At 71.2% G+C, this 17,263-nt stretch carries 20 protein-coding genes; 6 read left to right on the top strand and 14 right to left on the bottom strand.

All coding sequences use genetic code 11. The features are described 5' to 3' along the window. The 4 genes from LHA35_RS09700 to LHA35_RS09685 form a co-directional block, all read right to left on the bottom strand. The coding region (locus tag LHA35_RS09700; protein WP_226607599.1) for a manganese catalase family protein at positions 1-203 on the bottom strand (203 nt) is incomplete at its 3' end. Positions 204-279: 76 nt separating this feature from the next. Beyond that, positions 280-645, bottom strand: a complete 366-nt coding sequence (locus LHA35_RS09695) for a DinB/UmuC family translesion DNA polymerase (RefSeq protein WP_226607597.1) — start codon at positions 643-645, stop codon at positions 280-282. Positions 646-806: 161 nt separating this feature from the next. Continuing rightward, positions 807-1,211: a hypothetical protein gene (locus LHA35_RS09690; RefSeq protein ID WP_226607595.1), complete on the bottom strand. Its 405-nt coding sequence runs from the start codon at positions 1,209-1,211 to the stop codon at positions 807-809. Beyond that, positions 1,208-2,113 (bottom strand): ROK family protein, encoded by a 906-nt coding sequence (locus LHA35_RS09685; protein WP_226607594.1) that lies wholly within the window; start codon positions 2,111-2,113, stop codon positions 1,208-1,210. The genes LHA35_RS09690 and LHA35_RS09685 overlap by 4 nt, the downstream gene beginning before the upstream one ends. Before the next feature lie 74 nt (positions 2,114-2,187). Here LHA35_RS09685 and LHA35_RS09680 point away from each other — a divergent pair, with 74 nt between their 5' ends. Both LHA35_RS09680 and LHA35_RS09675 read left to right on the top strand, forming a co-directional pair. Next, entirely contained in the window at positions 2,188-2,424 is a 237-nt protein-coding gene (locus LHA35_RS09680) for a sulfurtransferase TusA family protein (RefSeq protein ID WP_226607591.1), read from the top strand. Beyond that, positions 2,421-3,350 (top strand): histone deacetylase family protein, encoded by a 930-nt coding sequence (locus tag LHA35_RS09675; protein ID WP_226607590.1) that lies wholly within the window; start codon positions 2,421-2,423, stop codon positions 3,348-3,350. The genes LHA35_RS09680 and LHA35_RS09675 overlap by 4 nt, the downstream gene beginning before the upstream one ends. A gap of 89 nt (positions 3,351-3,439) precedes the next feature. On the opposite strand, the gene LHA35_RS09670 is transcribed toward LHA35_RS09675, so the two are convergent. Then, on the bottom strand, positions 3,440-4,090 hold the full coding sequence (locus tag LHA35_RS09670; protein WP_226607587.1) for a LysE family translocator: 651 nt from the start codon (positions 4,088-4,090) through the stop codon (positions 3,440-3,442). Positions 4,091-4,831: 741 nt separating this feature from the next. Here LHA35_RS09670 and LHA35_RS09665 point away from each other — a divergent pair. Beyond that, a complete protein-coding gene (locus tag LHA35_RS09665; protein WP_226607585.1) occupies positions 4,832-5,197 on the top strand; it encodes a response regulator in 366 nt (121 codons plus the stop codon). Positions 5,198-5,379: 182 nt separating this feature from the next. Here the strand turns inward: LHA35_RS09665 and LHA35_RS09660 are convergent, their stop codons facing one another. Beyond that, a complete protein-coding gene (locus LHA35_RS09660) occupies positions 5,380-6,195 on the bottom strand; it encodes a sugar phosphate isomerase/epimerase family protein (RefSeq protein ID WP_226607583.1) in 816 nt (271 codons plus the stop codon). 5 nt (positions 6,196-6,200) lie between these two features. Next, positions 6,201-6,812, bottom strand: a complete 612-nt coding sequence (locus LHA35_RS09655; protein WP_226607581.1) for an NIPSNAP family protein — start codon at positions 6,810-6,812, stop codon at positions 6,201-6,203. Between the two features lie 133 nt (positions 6,813-6,945). Here LHA35_RS09655 and LHA35_RS09650 point away from each other — a divergent pair, with 133 nt between their 5' ends. From LHA35_RS09650 to LHA35_RS09640, 3 genes are all read left to right on the top strand, one after another. Further along, positions 6,946-7,932, top strand: coding sequence for a Bug family tripartite tricarboxylate transporter substrate binding protein (locus LHA35_RS09650; protein WP_226607580.1), 987 nt, complete (start codon positions 6,946-6,948; stop codon positions 7,930-7,932). A 214-nt stretch (positions 7,933-8,146) separates the two neighbouring features. Further along, positions 8,147-9,133, top strand: coding sequence for a tripartite tricarboxylate transporter substrate-binding protein (locus tag LHA35_RS09645; protein ID WP_226607578.1), 987 nt, complete (start codon positions 8,147-8,149; stop codon positions 9,131-9,133). Positions 9,134-9,422: 289 nt separating this feature from the next. Further along, entirely contained in the window at positions 9,423-10,307 is an 885-nt protein-coding gene (locus LHA35_RS09640; protein ID WP_226607576.1) for a VOC family protein, read from the top strand. 82 nt (positions 10,308-10,389) lie between these two features. On the opposite strand, the gene LHA35_RS09635 is transcribed toward LHA35_RS09640, so the two are convergent. The 7 genes from LHA35_RS09635 to LHA35_RS09605 all read right to left on the bottom strand — a co-directional run bounded on the left by LHA35_RS09635 (position 10,390) and on the right by LHA35_RS09605 (position 17,194). Then, a complete protein-coding gene (locus LHA35_RS09635) occupies positions 10,390-11,127 on the bottom strand; it encodes an ABC transporter ATP-binding protein (RefSeq protein ID WP_226607574.1) in 738 nt (245 codons plus the stop codon). Further along, positions 11,114-11,833 (bottom strand): ABC transporter ATP-binding protein, encoded by a 720-nt coding sequence (locus LHA35_RS09630; RefSeq protein ID WP_226607570.1) that lies wholly within the window; start codon positions 11,831-11,833, stop codon positions 11,114-11,116. Before LHA35_RS09630 ends, LHA35_RS09635 begins: the two co-directional genes overlap by 14 nt. Next, entirely contained in the window at positions 11,830-12,798 is a 969-nt protein-coding gene (locus LHA35_RS09625; RefSeq protein WP_226607567.1) for a branched-chain amino acid ABC transporter permease, read from the bottom strand. The genes LHA35_RS09630 and LHA35_RS09625 overlap by 4 nt, the downstream gene beginning before the upstream one ends. After that, complete coding sequence (locus tag LHA35_RS09620) at positions 12,795-13,676, bottom strand: branched-chain amino acid ABC transporter permease (protein WP_226607564.1); 882 nt, start codon at positions 13,674-13,676, stop codon at positions 12,795-12,797. The genes LHA35_RS09625 and LHA35_RS09620 overlap by 4 nt, the downstream gene beginning before the upstream one ends. Positions 13,677-13,683: 7 nt before the next feature. After that, the gene (locus LHA35_RS09615; RefSeq protein ID WP_226607561.1) at positions 13,684-14,943 is read right to left on the bottom strand and encodes an amino acid ABC transporter substrate-binding protein; all 1,260 of its coding nucleotides are present in this window, start codon (positions 14,941-14,943) and stop codon (positions 13,684-13,686) included. A 34-nt stretch (positions 14,944-14,977) separates the two neighbouring features. After that, positions 14,978-15,892, bottom strand: coding sequence for a dioxygenase family protein (locus LHA35_RS09610; protein WP_226607557.1), 915 nt, complete (start codon positions 15,890-15,892; stop codon positions 14,978-14,980). Between the two features lie 69 nt (positions 15,893-15,961). Then, entirely contained in the window at positions 15,962-17,194 is a 1,233-nt protein-coding gene (locus LHA35_RS09605; RefSeq protein WP_226607555.1) for an FAD binding domain-containing protein, read from the bottom strand. Between the last annotated feature and the right edge of the window lie 69 nt (positions 17,195-17,263).

The following is a 17,263-nucleotide window of genomic DNA, read 5'->3' as shown; positions in this document are numbered from 1 at the left end:
GCAGTGATGCAGGCGACCAGGCTGTAGAAGGAGGCAAGCTTGGTCTTGCTGCGGAAGTTGAAGCTCTGGAACAGGTAGTTGCCGAGCGTCGACATCTCCCCGTACTTGCCGCCGAGCAGTTCCTGCAACGCGGCGGCGGCATTGGGGTCGCGGCGCTTGGGCGCGGGCAGTTCCGTCTGCAACTTGTTGACGCGCAGGAACATCGGTCGGCTCTCCTGGGGGGAGCCATCCCAACGGCGAAATGGAGGGCGGGGTTGCGTGACCGTCCCGGGAAAGCCCTCAGTGTGGTTTCATCCCCCGTCCCAGCCCGACCGCCGCCTCGCCGAATCTTGCCCGCAGCGCCTCCGCCGCCTGCCAGCGCGCGGCGCGCCGCGGCGCCTTGGGGTCGGCCAGGTCGCCGCGATCCGCCGCTGCCGCCGGCGCCAGGGGCTGGGCGCCGATGCCGATGAGGCGGAAGGCGGTGCCGTCTGCCTCCTTTGCCAAGGGCGGCCGCGCCGCGACGAACAACGTCTCCGGCAGCCGGGTGGGGGAGGGCAGGCGCGCCGCGCGTGTGCGCTGGGCGAAGCCCGCGGTCTTCAGCTTGAGGACGATGCCGGTGGCGGCTGGCTCCTTCTCCTTCAGCCGGTACGCCAGCTTCTCGCACATCCCTTCTCGACGCTCGCAGAGAAGGCGTCGCAGTCCACATGCGCGACGGTCAGGGTGAAAAGCTCTTCATGCCGGAGGATGCGGCGGGAGCCGCAGGCCGGGCAGCCCGGCCGCGCCGCAGGGAGGGCGGCGGAAAAGCAGTCGCGGCAGAGGGCGGGCACTCAGCCCTCCCGCCGCACCCGGAAGGGCAGCACCGCCAGCCAGCCGAGCAGCACCAGGCCCACCGCCTGTTCCGCCCCGCTGCGCACCGCGCGCTCGGCCGAAAGGCCGGAAGCATCCAGCGCGGCGCCGAGCGCGGCCTCCGCCGCCAGCACCACCATCAGGCCCATGGCCGCCATGCCCGCCCGCGGCTCGCGCCCGGCATGGGGCGGCAGGCGGCGCGCGGCGAGGCGGGCGACGAGAAAGAGCGCGACGGCCATCACCGCCCCCTCGATCAGCGCCGCCTGCAGGCCGCCGATGACGGGCGCCAGAACCAGTTCCCGGATCGGGCCGAGCACGGCGCCGGCGAGGAAGGCGAGCAGGCCATAGAGCAGGCCGGGCAGCAGCCCGCGCGAGACCTCGCTCATGCCGGTGCGTCCCAGAGCCGCGCGGCCCCCAGCACGCCGGAACTGTCGCCATGCCGGGCGCGCAGCAGCGGCGTCGTCACCGTGTCGCTGAAGACGAAGTCCCGCCAGCGGGCCGGAACCTCGCGGTACAGGTGCGCCATGTTCGACAGGCCCCCCGCCAGCAGGATGCAGTCCGGATCCAGGATGTTGATCACATGCGCCAGCGCCCGCGCCAGCCGGTCGGCATGGCGGGCCAGGGCGGCGGCGGCGCGCGCCTCCCCCGCCGCGGCGCGGGCCGGGAGGCCGCTGGCATCCCGCGCGCCGGGGCCATCCGCATCGGCGGCCAGCGCCGGGCCGCAGAGGAATGTCTCGATGCAGCCATGCCGGCCGCACCAGCAGCGCGGGCCCGGATGCTCCGCGGCGGTCATCCAGGGCAGCGGGTTGTGGCTCCATTCCCCGGCGATGCGGTTGCGCCCTTCCAGGATGCGCCCGCCGGTCACGACCCCGGCCCCGACGCCGGTGCCGAGGATGACGGCGAAGACCACCGCCCCTGGGCCATACCCCGCCCCGGCGCCGTCCGCCGCCTCGCTCATCGCCAGGCAATTGGCGTCATTGCTGATTCGCACCGGTCTTCCCAGCCGGGCCGCGAGATCCGCGTCCAGCCTTCCGCCGTTCAGCCAGGTGGAATTCGCGCCCCGGACCAGCCCGGTGGCGGGGGAGAGGCTGCCGGGGATGCCGACACCCACCGTGCCCGGCCCGCCCAGCTCCGCCTCCGCCGCCTCCACCAGGCTGCCGATCAGGCCGATCACCCCGGCATAGTCCGGTGGCGTCGGCGCCCGGCGGCGCAGCCGGACCGCCCCCGCGCGGTCCAGCGCCGCGATCTCCGTCTTGGTCCCGCCGAGGTCGATGCCGATGCGCCACATGCGCCGAAGGTGCTGGCCGGGCGGGCGCAAGGCAAGCCTTGCGGCGGCCCGGCGCGGGTGCTGGACTATCCGGAATGTCGGAAACGCTGCTCGACGTGCAGGGCCTCTCCTGCCCGCTTCCCGTCCTCAAGGCCAACAAGGCGCTGCGCGGCCTGCCGCCCGGCGCGCGGCTGACCGTGCTGGCCACCGACCCGGCCAGCGTGAAGGATTTCGCCGCCTTCTGCCAGGAGACGGGGCATGAGCTGGTCTCCTTCGCGGAAGCGGATGGCGTCTATCGCTATGTCCTGAGGAAGAGGGCCGAGCCGGCATGAGCACCCTGCTGCTGACCCACCGGGCCTGCCTGCTGCATGACCCGGGCGACTACCACCCGGAATGCCCGGACCGGCTGCGCGCGGTGCTCAAGGCGCTCGACCAGGAAGACTTCGCCGAGCTGATCCGCGACCAGGCGCCGGAGGCGACGGTGGAGCAGCTCTGCCGCGTCCATCCCAGGAACTACGTGGAGGCCATCCTCGGCATCCGCCCGCCGGCGGGGGAGAGCGTGCCGCTGGATGGCGACACCATCATGAGCCATGGGAGCGCCGAGGCCGCGCTGCGCAGCGCCGGCGCCGCGGTGGCCGCGGTGGATGCGGTGATGAAGGGCGAGGTGCGGCGCGCCTTCTGCGCGACGCGCCCGCCCGGCCACCATGCCGAGCCGTCGCGGCCCATGGGCTTCTGCTTCTTCGCCAATGCCGTGGTGGCGGCCCGGCAGGCCCAGGTCGAGCATGGCGTGGGGCGCGTGGCCATCATCGATTTCGACGTCCACCACGGCAATGGCAGCCAGGCCTGCGTGGAGGGCGACCCGAGCATCCTCTACGCCTCCTCCCATCAATGGCCGCTCTATCCCGGCACCGGCGATGTGCGGGAGAAGGGTGTAGGCAATGTCTTCAATGCGACCTTGCCGCCGGGCGCCGATGGCGCCGCCTTCCGGGAGGCCTGGGCTGGCAGGCTCCTGCCCGCGGTGGACGGCTTCGCGCCGGGCCTCATCGTCATCTCCGCCGGCTTCGATGCGCATGCCCGCGACCCGCTGGCGCAGCTCCGGGTGCGGGAGGCGGATTTCGCCTGGCTGACGGCGGAGCTCTGCGCCCTGGCGGAGAAGCACTGCGAGGGCAAGGTCGTCAGCCTGCTGGAGGGCGGCTACGACCTGGACGCGCTGGCGCACAGCACGGCAGCGCACGTGCGGGTGCTGATGCGGGCGTAGCGGCTGCCTCCGGAACGCAGCCGCAGGGGGTGCTTCCGGTCCGGAGCGGACCCCCGACTTCCGATCCCGGAAGCGGCGCGGCGCGGCGATCAGGGGGCGGGGCGCCTTGCCAGGGCGAGGCCGATGCCGAGCGCGATCATCGCGGCCCCAGATGCCTCCCGCAGGCGACGGATCAGGGCGGGACGCGCCGCCGCGCCGTCCCGGATGCCGCCCGCCGCGAAGGCGACCACGATATCGGCGAGCGTGTTGAGCGCCACCGAGACGAAGCCGAGCGCCACGAATTGCAGGGCAACCTGGCCCTGGGCCGGGTCCACGAATTGCGGGACGAAGGCCAGGAAGAAGGCAGCCGTCTTCGGGTTCAGCGCCTCGACCAGCACGCCTTCCCGGAACGCCCGCCGTGGTCCGATCGGCGGTGCCGCGGCCCCGCCATGCAGGACCGTCGAGGCATCCCGGCGCGCGGACTGGAAGGTGCGAAGGCCGAGCCAGACCAGATAGGCCGCACCGATCAGCTTCAGCGCGGTGAACAATTCCGCGCTGGCGAGCACGAGGGCGGAGACGCCCAGGCTGCCGGCGAGGACATGGACCATGCCGCCCAGCCCGGTGCCGAAGCTGGAGGCCACGCCTTCCGCGCGGCCACCGGCGAGCGTGCGCGCAGCGACGTAGAAGATGCCCGGACCGGGCGTGACGGCGAGCACGAAAGCCGCGGCGAAGTACAGGGCGAGTTGGGTCAGGTCTGGCATGACGGTGGGCTCTACAGGATCGTGGGCCGGACGCCCAGGCGGCCAAGGGATGACGGCCTGTCCGCAGCACCGCCCAGGGGCCGGTTGCCGCCCCGTCCGGCAGCAGCCTCGGCCACGAAAGCTATCGGGGCATATGGTCCCTCTCGGGCCTTCGCGTTTGCTGCCGCAAGGTCCGGATTGACGCCAGCGGTGGTTGATGCTGCCCCATCAATCGCCCCTCTCCATCGCCGGGCGGTTTGCTCGGCAAAGCCTGGCGGCGCCACACTGGCAAGGCGCCCGTCCGGGCGTCCGGCATGAATGGACCCTTCATGCCGCTGGGATGAGCCATGCGAGGATCTTGGCCATCTGCTTCACGGCAAGACGGCCGCCCGGTCTTCCCCTGACGAGCGGCCGTCCTTCCTGGACCAGGAGCAGCTGAGGCCCCGGTCCCAGCGGAACGTGTGGCGCCACACCTGGCTGAGCGGACAACAGTAACCTTTCCAGGAATAATGGTCCGCGGCGGCGACTTCGCTGCCGCAGAATGCCCCAGCCAGAGCATGCCGGGATGGTGGTAGTGCATGAATGTCTTCAAGCCCCTCCAGGGCTTGCCTGCACCCGTTTCTAAGCTCCCCACCCGATCATGCGGCGGACGGAAAGGCGAAGCTCCGTCCGCCAGCGCCACAAACCCGCGTGTCCATGATTCGTAGTGTTTCCACGCCTTGACGAGGCGGCGGGTGACACAAGGGGCAGGAGCAGCCGGGAATGGATGTGCTGATCGTCGATGACGAACCTCTGGTTCGGGAGATCGTGTCGGAGAATCTGATGGAAGACGGCCTGCAGGTGGTCGAGGCCGTCTCCGCAGAGGATGCGCTGGAAATCGCCGGAACGGCGAAGGCACCAGGTGTGGTCGTGACCGACGTGAATCTCGGGTCCGGCATGGACGGTCTCTGCCTTGCCGAGGAGGTGCATCGTCGCTGGCCGTCGACGGGCGTGGTGATCATGACCGGCAACCCCGGCTATGTCGGCGACAGGACCTTCGAGGAGAACGAGCGCTTTCTGCCGAAGCCCTTCGGTCCGTCCAGACTCGTCCTGGCTGTCAGGGAGTTGATGGGTCGTTCCGAGCGGTAAGCTGCCCCATGCACGGGTGGAATTGATACCCGGGCACCATGTCTCTGCAGCCGCTTCCCGTCCGACACGGCTGCCCCTGGGCTGCCCCTGAATTCTTCAGGTGCGGCCCTGCATGCGCCGGTCCATCCTCACCAGACCGGCATGCAGCTTGGTGAGAGGACGGCGGGGATGGCCCCCGCCGGTCACCGGCGTGCCGCCGCGATCACGCGCCTGGCCGCCGCCATCGCGCGCCTGACCCGCTCCTCCGGCCCCACCGTCTTCGCCAGCTCCAGCGTCGGGATCTCCAGGCTCACCGGGATGTCCGGCGGCATGGCGCGCACCAGCGCTGCCAGGTCCAGCCCGCCCTCGCCGGGAAACAGCCGGTCCGCCCGCGCCGTATGCAGCAGCCCCTCGGTCGTCGCCGGCCGCTCCGCCGGGGCGTCGCAGAGCTGCCAGTAGTGCAGCCAATCGCGCGGCACGGTGGCGAGGTCCTCGACCCGGCTCCGCGAACGGTCGAGATGCAGCGCATCCACCAGGATGCCGCCATTCGGCTGCGCCGCCCTGCGCACCACCCGGATTGCCGCCACGAGGTCCGGCACATCCGTCCAGGGCATGAATTCCAGGTCGCCGGTCAGCCCGAAGGGGGCGGCCGCCTCGCAGAAGGCAGCGAATGTCGCCGTCAGCCGCGCCTCCTCCGGGTCGTAGCCCGCCACCAGCACATGCCGCGCCCCGAGCCGCGCGCCGGCCTCAAGGAAAGGCAGGAACCCGTCGATGCGCGTCTCCGGCCGCAGCGTGACGATCTCGAGGTCGGTGACCGCGACACCCGTCTCCGCCATCGCGGCCAGAGTCTCCCGCAGCAGCGCCGGCTCCTCGTGCAGCGGATAGCCCGCCGCGCCCGGCGCCACGGGCAGCAGCCGGAGCCCCGCCGCGCGGCAGCCCGCCGCGGCCGCCACCCGGACCACCGCGGGCGGCGGCAGGTCCAGCACGGTGAGATGCGCGAGGGAGAGGACGGGCTCCATGGCCCCTATTTCAGCGGGGAGACGGCGGTGGGCAGGCAGATCGTGTTGCGCATCTCGGCCAGGCAGTCCGGCCCGCCCTTCGGCGGCCAGATGCCGCGCGCGATGGCGTCGGCGCGGATTGCCAGCCGGTCGTTCATCGACTTGTAGGCCCAGATATGGGTGAAGCGCGGCGGGCCATCCACGGCATGCATGGCGACGACCAACGACGAGAGCTTGAGCCGCGCCGGCAATTGCTCCTGCCAGGCCGCCATGGTGGGCACCAGGCCGCCGGTCTTCAGGATGTAGCTCCGCACCTCATAGACCGGGCCGAGCTCGCCGCCCTCCGGCACCGGCGGGATGAAGGGGAAGGGGGCATAGCCGTCCATGGACAGGCCGGTCAGCCACTCGGCGCAGCCGAAGGGGCTGCTGCTCCGCAGCGCCCGGGTGCGCTCGGCCGCCATCTCCGCATCATCGGCGAAGCCGCGCAGCACCAGGATCTGGTTGAGCAGGCCCACCTCGGAGGACCAGACGGCAAGGAGCCTGCCCTTGCCCTCCTTCGCCCAGGCCTCGATCGCCGGCGCGGCCTTGGGCGCGGCGCCGATGGTGGTGGAGAGGAAGGCGAGCTCGAAGCGCTGCATGGAGGTCTCCCGGAAGGCGACAGGGGCGGGATGGTGCGGTGCCGCCGCGATGCGCGCAACCGGGCGCGGGCGGCTGGACGGCCGGCACCGGCACCTCCATCTAAGGGCCCAATTCCGGGAGCCAAACGTCACCATGCCGCATCGCCGCAGCCTCCTCGCCCTCGCCGCCGCCCTGCCGGTGGCGGCCCGGGCGCAGAACGCCCCCTCGGACGCCCCGCGCTGGGCGCCGGACCGGCCGGTCCGCGCCATCGTCCCCTTCTCCCCGGGCGGCACGACCGATGTGGTGGCGCGGGTGCTGGCGGAGCATGCCTCGGCGCTGCTCGGCCAGCCGGTGGTGGTGGAGAACCGGCCGGGCGGCGCGGGCGGGCTGGTGGGCGTGGATGCCGTGGCGAAATCCACGCCGGACGGCCACACCATCCTCATCCACAGCAACGCCCATGCCATCGCGCCGGCGCTGGTGGCGCGGCTGCCCTATGACCCGATCGGCGATTTCGCCGGCGTCTTCCATCTCGGCCGCATCCCGCAGGTGCTGGTGGTGAACCCGCGGCTGGAGGTGCGGGACCTGGCCGGGCTGGTGGCGAAGCTGCGGGCGGAGCCGGGCCGGCACCACTTCGCCAGCGCCGGCATCGGCAGCGCGGTGCATGTGGCCGGCGAGGTCTTCCGCGCCGCGACCCGCGCGGACATCCAGCCGGTGCACTACCGCGGCGGCGGGCCGGCCATGCAGGCGGTGATCACCGGCGAGGCGATCTTCACCGTGGATCCGATCCCCTCCGCCCTCGGCCAGATCCGCGGCGGCAGCGTGCGGGCGCTGGCCATCGCCGGGCCGCAGCGGGTGGCGAGCCTGCCGGATGTGCCGACCGCGGCCGAGGCAGGCCAGCCGGATTTCCGGGCGGAGGCCTGGCTGGTGGCGCTGGCCCCCGCGCGCACCCCGCCGGCGGCGATCGCCGCCCTGCAGGCCGCCTTTGCCGGGGCGCAGCAGCGGGCGGCGGCGCGGCTGGCCGAGCTTGGCGTGCAGCCGGTGCCGGAGATCGGGACCCCGGCCCAGATCATGGCCTGGCTGCAGGAGGAGATGCGCAGCGGCGTGGCCCTGCTGCGCGCTGCGGGGGTGCAGCCGGAGTAAGGGGCGCGGCGTTGGGTGGGGTGGCAGGAGGATGGTCCTGTCCCGGAGCTTCCGGAGCGGTCGGTCAAGAAATTTCGGCCCGCATCTTCCACAAAACTGGTTGATACTTTGCGGGGGATCGCTGACCACTGCGTTGGAGGCCTGACAGCCCATCACGCCGGGACGACCTGCCGCGCCGCAGCGTCGCGCCCACCCACGCTTGCAGGAGGACTTCATGCCACGTTTCGCCCGGCGCGCGCTCCTCGCGCTCGCCGCCCTGTCCGCCCCCCTGGCCGCCGGGCCGGCCGCCGCGCAGCAATTCCCCGGCCGCACCATCACCATGATCGTGCCCTTCGCCGCGGGCGGCCCGACCGACACGGTCGCCCGCCTGGTGGCGGAGGCGATGGGCCGAGAACTCGGCCAGACCGTGGTGGTGGAGAATGCCGGCGGTGCCGGCGGCACCATCGGCGCCCAGCGCGTCGCCAATGCCCGCCCGGACGGCTACACCCTGCTGCTCCATCACATCGGCATGGCGACCGCGCCGACCCTCTATCGCCGCCTGGCCTATGATCCGGTGAACGGCTTCGAGACCGTCGGCCTGGTCACCGAGGTGCCGATGACCCTGGTGGCCCGCAAGGACTTCCCGGCCAACACCCTGCAGGAAGCCGTCGCGGTCATCCGGCGGGAGAAGGACAAGCTCAACTACGCCAATGCCGGCATCGGCGCGGCCAGCCATCTCTGCGGCCTGCTGCTGATGAAGTCGGTGGACACCGCCATGACCACGGTGCCCTTCCGCGGCACCGCCCCGGCGATGCAGGAACTGCTCTCCGGCCGCGTGGACCTGCTGTGCGACCAGACCACCAACACCACCGAGCAGATCAAGGCCGGCGAGGTGAAGGTCTTCACGGTGACGACGCCGGAGCGGCTGGCCGCGCTGCCGGATGTCCCGACCTCGACCGAGGGCGGCCTGCCGGACTTCCAGGTCTCGGTCTGGCACGGCCTCTACGCGCCGAAGGGCACCCCGGCGGCGGTGACGCAGCGCCTCTCCCAGGCCCTGCAGGTGGCGCTGCGCGACCCGCGGCTGGTCTCCCGCTTCGCCGAGCTCGGCACCACCCCGGTGGCGCAGGAGAGGGCGACGCCCGAGGCGCATCGCCAGTTCTGGATGGCCGACATCGCCAAGTGGAAGCCGATCATCCAGGCCGCCGGCCAGTACGCCGACTGATACCCGCCCGCATAAGTCCTGGGCCTGCAGCCGCCATCGGCGGCTGAGCGCCCGAATGGGCGCCGCGCCAGGTGGCGCGTAGCCAAGCCGCAGAGCGGCGCCGGCGACTGAGGCCGCAGAAATGCGTCAGCATTTGTGCGGGTCGACATGATGCGACCCGGCCCGGGGGCCATGTTCCTCGGGCCGCCCGGCCCTTTACGCCCCGCCGCCCGCCATGCGAGCCTGACGGCAAAACTCGCCGGCGGAGGGGCGGCGCACCCCTCCGCCACCAAGGACAAAGGAACCGAGAATGGACGGCATGAGCAAGGTCGAGTGCCCCTGGACTCGCGCCACGGAATCGCTCGGCAATTCGGTGGAGCTGCAGCACGTCAACCTGCGCGTGCCGGACCAGCTCAAGGCCACCGCCTTCTACATCTCCGCCCTCGGCCTCACGCGCGACCCGTACTTGGTGACGGGCATCGAGAACATGTGGGCCAATGTCGGGGTCAGCCAGTTCCACCTGCCGACCGGCCCGGCGCAGGTGCTGCGCGGCACCGTCGGCCTGGTGCTGCCGAACCGCGAGCAATTGCTGCACCGCCTGCAGGGCGCCCGCCGCTGGCTGGACGGCACGCGCTACGCCTTCGAGGAGCAGGAGGACCATGTCGCGGTCACCTGCCCCTGGGGCAACCGCATCCGCTGCCATGCGCCGGATGCCGGGCGCTTCGGCCGCATCGTCCTCGGCATGCCCTATGTCGAATTCGACGTCGCACCCGGCACCCTGGACGGCATCACCCGCTTCTACCGGGAGATCGTGGCGGCGCCGGCCGCCATCGAGGACGGCGTGGCGAAGGTGCTGGTCGCACCAGGGCAGGTCCTGACCTTCCGGGAAACCGACGCGCCCCAGCCCGCCTATGACGGCCACCACATCCAGCTCGCCTTCGTCGATTTCGGCGGCGTGCATGCGAGGCTGGCGGAGCGCGGGCTGATCAGCCAGGAAGACAGCCAGCACCAGTACCGCTTCATCAGGATCGTCGACCCCGCGACCGGCTCGCTGCTGTTCGAGGTGGAGCACGAGTGCCGCTCCACCACCCATCCGCTCTTCATGCGCAAGCTGGTGAACCGCAACCCGGCGACGACGAACACCCTCTACGCGCCGGGGCACGAGGCGCTGGCCTGGGCGATGCCGCCGGAATAGGCCGGGGGGCCCTGCCTCCCCCGCACCCCCTCCGGCAGAGGCGGGCTGGACGCATGCGTCCAGCCCCCTGGAACCCATGAGGCTACAGGCCGAGATACACCTTCCGCACCAGCTCGTTGTCCTGCAGGGCGGCCGCCGAGCCGCCTTCGAACGCCATCCTGCCATGGACGATGACATAGCCGCGGTCGGCGATGCGAACGGCCTGGTGGAAATTCTGCTCCGCCATCAGCACCGTCAGACCAAGCCTCGCCTTCATTTCCGCGATCATCTCCATGGTGCGGGAGACGAGGATGGGGGCGAGGCCGACCGAGGGCTCATCCACCAGCAGGATGCGCGGCGCCGACATCACCGCGCGGGCCAGCGCCACCATCTGCTGCTCGCCCCCGCTCATGCTGCCGACGAGCTGGGCGCGGCGTTCGGCGAGGCGCGGGAACATCTCGAAGCAGAGGGCCAGGTTCTCCGCCAGCCTCTCCCGCGCCGCCGGGCGATAGGCGCCGAGGCGAAGATTCTGCTCGACCGTCAGGCGCGGGAAGAGCCGCCGCCCCTCCGGCACCAGGACGATGCCCAGGGACACCACCTGCTCCGGCGAGAGGCCGGCGAGGTCCACCGGCCTGCCGTCCAGCACCGCCCGCACCGTGCCCGCGCTGGGCCGCACCTGGCCCATGATGCTGCGCATCAGCGTGGACTTGCCATTGCCGTTGGTGCCGAGCAGCACCACCGTCTCCCCCGCCGGGACGGTCAGCGAGACATCCTCCAGCACCCGCACCGCGCCATAGCCGGCATCGATGCCGCGGATCTCCAGCGCGCTACTGCCTGCCAAGATAGGCTCCCTCCACCTCTGGCAGCGCCAGCACCTCCCGCGGCGCCCCATCCGCGATCTTGCGTCCGGCGACGAAGACGATCAGCCGCTCGGAGAATTCGGTCACCGCGCGCATGATGTGCTCGATCATGATCACCGCCGTGCCGGCGGCGTTCAGCCGGCGCAGCAGGGCGAGGATCTGGTCCACCTCGGCATGGGAGAGGCCGGCCATCGCCTCGTCGGCGATCAGCAATTGCGGGCGCAGCGCGATGGCGCGGGCGAGCTCCAGCCGGCGCTGCTCCACCTGGGTCAGTTCGCGCGGCAGCTTGTCCGCCTTGGCGGCGAGCTCCACCTGTTCCAGGCATTCCATTGCGCGCCGCGTGGCATTCGCGGCTTCCCCGGCGAACAGCAGCGGCACGCGCACATTCTCCAGCACCGTCAGGCTGGTGAAGGGTTGCGGAAGCTGGAAGGTGCGGGCGAGACCGAGCCGCGCGCGGCGATGCGGCTTCAGCCCGTCCAGCTTCTGCCCGCCCAGCGTCACCTGCCCGTCATGGGCGGCGAAGTCCCCGCTGATGCAATTGACGAAGGTGCTCTTGCCGGAGCCGTTGGGGCCGATCAGCCCCAGCCGCTCGCCCGCGCGCAGCTCGAGGTCGATGTCCTGCAAGGCCACGAAGCCGCCGAAGCGCTTGCCGACACGCTCGGCGCGCAGGAGGATCCCGCCGCTCATCGCCTGCGGAACCAGCCGAGGATGCCGCGCGGGAAGAGCGCGACGAAGATCACCAGCATCCAGCCGACGATCCAGAGGTTGAGGGCGGAGGAGATGGTCACCGTCGCCGCCTGCTGCAGCGTCGCCAGCAGCACCGCGCCGATGACGGGGCCGAGCCAGGTGCCCGCGCCGCCGATCAGCGGCATGGCGATGGCGTTCACCGCATAGGCCAGGTTGAAGGCGCCTTCCGGGTTCAGGTAGCCGGCATAGAAGGGCAGCGGCGCGCCGGCCACGCCCATCAGCGCGCCGGACAGGGTGGTGGCGATGAGCTTGAGGCGGAGCGTCGGCACGCCCACCGCCTCCGCCGCCCGCTCATTGTCCCGGATCGCCTGGAGCCCCCGGCCGAGACGTGAGAACTCCACCGTCCGCCCGATGCCGACGGCGATGACCGCGAGGACCAGCATGACGACGAAGATGTACTCGCCATAGCTGGCGAAGGGCGGCACCTCCATCGGCCGGATGATGTAGGCGCCGCGCGAGCCGCCGACATAGTCCCAGTTCACCACGATGGTCTGGAGCACGACCGAGAGGCTGAGCGTGGCGATGGAGAAATAGACCCCGCGCAGCCGCAGCGTGAGATAGCCGGTGCCGAGGCCCAGAAGCCCCGCGACCACGGCGGCGCCGAGGATGCCCGGGATCACGCCCAGGCCCAGCGCCTCGTAGAGCACGATGGTGGTGTAGGAGCCGGTCGCCATGAAGCCGGCCGCGCCGAAATTCACATACCCCGCATAGCCGCCCAGGATGTTCCAGGCGGCGGCCAGCACCACGTATTGCAACACGAAATAGCCGGCATACCAGCCATACTCGTTGCCGATCAGCCGCAGCAGGAGAATCAGCGCCACGGCCAGCGCGCCGGCGCCGAGCCAGTAGGAGAGGTGCAGGCGCGCTGTCGGCATGGCGGGGGCGGGGAGTGTCGTCGCGCTCATGCGGCCCTCCCGAACAGGCCCTGTGGCCGCACCGCCAGCACCAGCAGCAGCCAGCCGAAGGCGACCGCCGGCGACCAGGAGGGGCCGTAGAAGGTGGCCGTCACGTTTTCCACCACGCCAAAGAGGAAGGCGGCCATGACGGCGCCCGAGAGGCTCGCCATGCCGCCCATGATGCAGATGGCGAAGACCCGCCCGATGAAGACATGGTGGGAGGAAGGATCGATCGGCTGCACCACCACCAGGGCGCCGCCCGCGACCGCGGCCAGCGCGACCGAGATGCCGAAGGCCATGCGCTTGATGCGCACCGGATCCACCGCCATCAGCCGCAGCGCCTCCGGGTCCTGCGCCACGGCGGCGATGGCGAGGCCGGTGAAGCTGCGCGTCAGGAAGAGCCAGAGCGCGCCGATCGCCGCCATGGCCAGCAGGGCCGGGGCCAGCATGCGCAGCGGCACGTCGATCTCGCCGAGGCGCCAGGTGACGAAGGCGTAGTCGGGATCGAGGAAGCGCTGCTCCGGCCCGAACAGCATCACCAGCCCGACCTCGATGATGAACATGACGCCGAAGAAGAAGGCGAGGCCCTGCAGCGCCTCGTCGCCACGGCGCTCGAAGAAGTGGTTGTAGGCGCGGTAGATCCCCGTCCCGAGCAGGTAGAAGACCGGCGCCTGCAGCACCGCCACGAGCAGCGGGTCGAGCCCTAGCGCGGTGCCGATGAGGATGACGGCGAAGCCACCCGCCACCATCAGCGCGGGATGCGCGATGTTGACGATGTCCAGCATGCCGAAGGAGACCGCGAGGCCGGAGGCCGCGGCGGCGTAGAGGCCGCCGAGCAGCAACCCGCTGACGATCCCGTTCAGCAGCAGCGAGACGGTGGGATCCATCCCGGCCTCAGGCCGGCGCGCCGTAGGGGGTCTTCAGCGAGCCCGATTTCAGCTCCGGCGGGTAGAGGATCACCTTGGTGCCCGGCTTCCTGTACTTCTCCAGGTCGCCATCGGTGATGTTCTGGAACTGGACGAAGAGGTTCCGCTCCTTCGCCCATTCGCCGAGGGCACTGAACCTGATGTCGCCGACGATGGTGCCGAAGCTGTTGGCGCGCATGTCCTCGGCCAGCGCCGCCTGGTCCACCTTGCCGGTGCGGGCCAGCGCCTGTTCCACCACCTGCATCTGCGCATAGGCATAGGGCTGCAGGTAGTTGCCCAGCACGTCCGTCTGCTCCTGCGGTGCGCGGGCACGGTACTTCTCCTGGAAGGCGTCCACGCCCGGGAATTTCATGGTGGGTTCGGGCGAGTAGACGTCCCAGTTCACCAGGTTGTTCAGGATGGGGCCGAGCTGCGCCTGCACCGCCGCGATCTGCGGCCCGATCATGCCGCCGCCGAACAGCGCAGCGGTCATCCGCAGCTCGCTCACCGCGCGCAGAATGCCGTTGGAATCCGGCGGGTAGGAGGCGAAGAAGACCACATCCGGCCGGGCCGCCTGGATGGCACGGACGGTCGGGGTGAAGTCCACCGTGCTCGGCGGGTAGGAACGGTCATAGACGATGCGCAGCCCGTATTCGCGCGCCAGCGTCCGCACGCTTTCGGCCGCGCGCTGCGCGAAGTCGTTGTCCACCGCGAGGATGGAGATGGTGCGCGGCGGGTTGGGGAGCATCTTGGTGCATTCGAGGAAGCCGCGGGCATAGGTGCCCTTGATGTCGTCCCCGGTGACGTTCATGCTGAAGTAGCGGTTGTACTTCAGCCGCTCGTTCACGCCCGCGCCGAAGAGCGAGACATAGGTCATCCCGCGCTGCATGACGACGGGCATGGAGGGCGCGATCATCGCCGTCGCATAGGGCGAGGTGACGATGTCCACCTTGTCCACATCGATCAGCTTCGTATAGAGCGACGGGACATTGGCGGGATTGCTCTGGTCGTCATAGGTGACGAGCTGCACGGGCCGGCCGAGCAGGCCGCCCCTGGCGTTCACGTCCTCCGCCCAGATCCTCTGCGCGAGCAGGGCGGAGCGGCCATTGGCCGCGAGCCCGCCCGAGAGCGACATGGAATAGCCGATGCGGATCGGGTTCGAATCCTGGGCGATGGCCGGAAAGGCGCTCGCGGTCAGGGCACCGGCCAGGGCCGCGCGTCCGAGGCCGCGGCGGGTCAACTCGGTCATTCTCGTATCCTCCCTTGGTCCCTGCCGCGGCCTCTTACCGAGCCGCTGGCATGATCTGCGATGGATCGGCGCCCACCCTGCCGCCGGTGTCCTGCGCACCGAGGCGGGAGAGGCGGAAATCGTAGCGCACCGCCGGCAGGTCGCTGCGCGGCGCGCCGGGCAGGCCGAGCCTGGGCTCCACGATGAGTGAGCGGGAGACGCCGAAGACCGTATCCGTGCCGATGTTCGGGTCGTCGGCCATGTAGAGCGCCGTCACCAGTTCCCGGCATCCCGGCGCCTGCGCCAGGATATGGATGTGCCCGGGCCGCATGCCGTGGCGGTCCTGCTGCTGCACCAGCCTGCCGACCGGGCCGTCCATCGGGATGGAGTAGCCCATCGGCTTCACGGTGCGCATGTGGTAGCGCCCCTCCGCATCCGTGCGGAAGCGGCCGCGCATGTCCATCACCGTCGCGTCGCTCGCCTGCAGGTCGTAGAGGCCGGTCGCGTCCACCTGCCAGATGTCGATCTCGGCACCGGGGAGCGGCCGGCCCGCGGCATCCGTGACCTGGCCGAAGAGGATGATCTCCTGCCCGCCCTTGTCCTCCCGCGCGATGCTCTCGCCGGCGGCGAATTCCGGCGCCTTCTCGCGGAAGAAGGGGCCGAGCAGGCTGGTCTCGGTGCCCAGCTCCTCCCGGCCCTCGAGGTCGTGCATCACGTTCACCAGCCGCGAAAGGCCGAGCACGTCCGAGAGCAGGATGAATTCCTGCCGGTAGGGCGTGCAGGCCTGGCCGACAGCGGTGAGGAAGGCGATGCCGGCCAGCCACTCCTCTGGCTTCAGCTCCACCTCACGCGCGAAATCGTGCAGGTGGCGGGTGGCGGCTTCCATGATCTGGCGCAGCCGCGGATCGGGCGTCTTCGCCATCTGCGCGAGCACTTCCGCGGTCACGCCCATCCGGTCGAGATCGGGCATCTCGGTCGCTCCCTCATGGCGCCTCATCGGGCGCCTTGCCGCAACGATGCGCGTGGCGGCGTCCCGCGGTCAATGCGCATCGCGCGGAACCGGCCGGCCGCTGAGCTCCAGCAGGCGCGGCAGGGTCAGCCCGAGGCCCGGATCGGCTTCCGGCCGCGGCAGCCTCCGCTCGATGAAGGCGCCGAGATGCCGGCTCATCGCCACCGCGGCGCGGGAGGGCGGGATGCGCGCCGCGCCATAGCGCATGAGCGCCGCCGGCACCTCCGGCTCCGCCTCCAGCGCCCCGGCCAGGGCCAGCGCGTCCTCCGCCGCCTTCAGCACGCCGACGCCGACATGCGGCCGCGCGACGAAGGCGGCATCGCCCAGCAGCGCGACGCGGCCGAAGCCCATGGCGGGGCTCTCCAGGTCGTAGATCGGCTGGACCAGGAATTGCCGGGCGCGCCGCGGCGCCTCGGCATAGGGGGCGGGCAGCCGTGCCGCCGCATCGCGCTGCAGGGCGGCGATGTGCTCCGGCCGGATCAGGGCGGGCGGGATGGACCAGGCATGCACGCGGCCGGACGCATCCGTCAGCAGGTCGGTCAGCGCCGCGCCGGCATCGACCGGATAGTACCAGAGGAAATTGTACCGCCGCTCGCCCGGCGCCACGCTGTCGTCCAGACCGGGGATGGGATAGCCGATGGTCTCGCCATGGCCGGGGAAGCCGAAGGTGAATTGCCCGAAGACCGGGGCGAAGTCCGGGGAGAACTCACGCTCCTCCACCAGCCCGCGCCAGCCGACATAGCCGGCATAGACCGGCACGGCCTGCGGCGCGACGATCGCCCGCACCGCGGAGCGGAACCCGTCCGCGCCGACCAGCAGTTCGGCCGTCGCGCGGCTGCCATCGGCGAAATGCGCGGTGACGCTGCCCGCATCCTGCGAAAGATTCGCCAGTTCCCGCCCGCCATGGTAGCGCCCGGCCGGGAAGGCGGCGCGCAGCGGGTTGAAAATGCGGCCCCAGGCCGTGACGTACTGGGGGTAGAGTTGCCGCGCGACGACCGTGCCCATCGCATCCACGGCGCAGCGGCCTTCCACCCGGACGCCGGGCGCGTGCTTGTCCCGCGCGCCGGCCAGCGCCAGGATCGCCTCGGTCTCCGGGTGGTAGGCGATGCCGGTGCCGCGGGATTCGAGGCCGCCCGTCGCCTTCTCGAAGACCTGCACATCCCAGCCGCGGCGCAGCAGCAGGTTGGCGGCGAACAGCCCGCCGACCGAGCCGCCAATGACAATGGCATGCCGGCCGGCGCTCGCGCCGGGGGGCTTCGCCATGGCATTCCCTCCCGCGGGCCCTCGGCCCGTCAGGCGCCAGCGGAGCAGGCTTCCGGTGGCCGCGCAAGC

It is taken from the genome of Roseicella aerolata (assembly GCF_020523605.1).
GTDB lineage: Bacteria > Pseudomonadota > Alphaproteobacteria > Acetobacterales > Acetobacteraceae > Paracraurococcus > Paracraurococcus aerolatus.
This window is presented reverse-complemented; position numbering and strand designations above follow the sequence as displayed.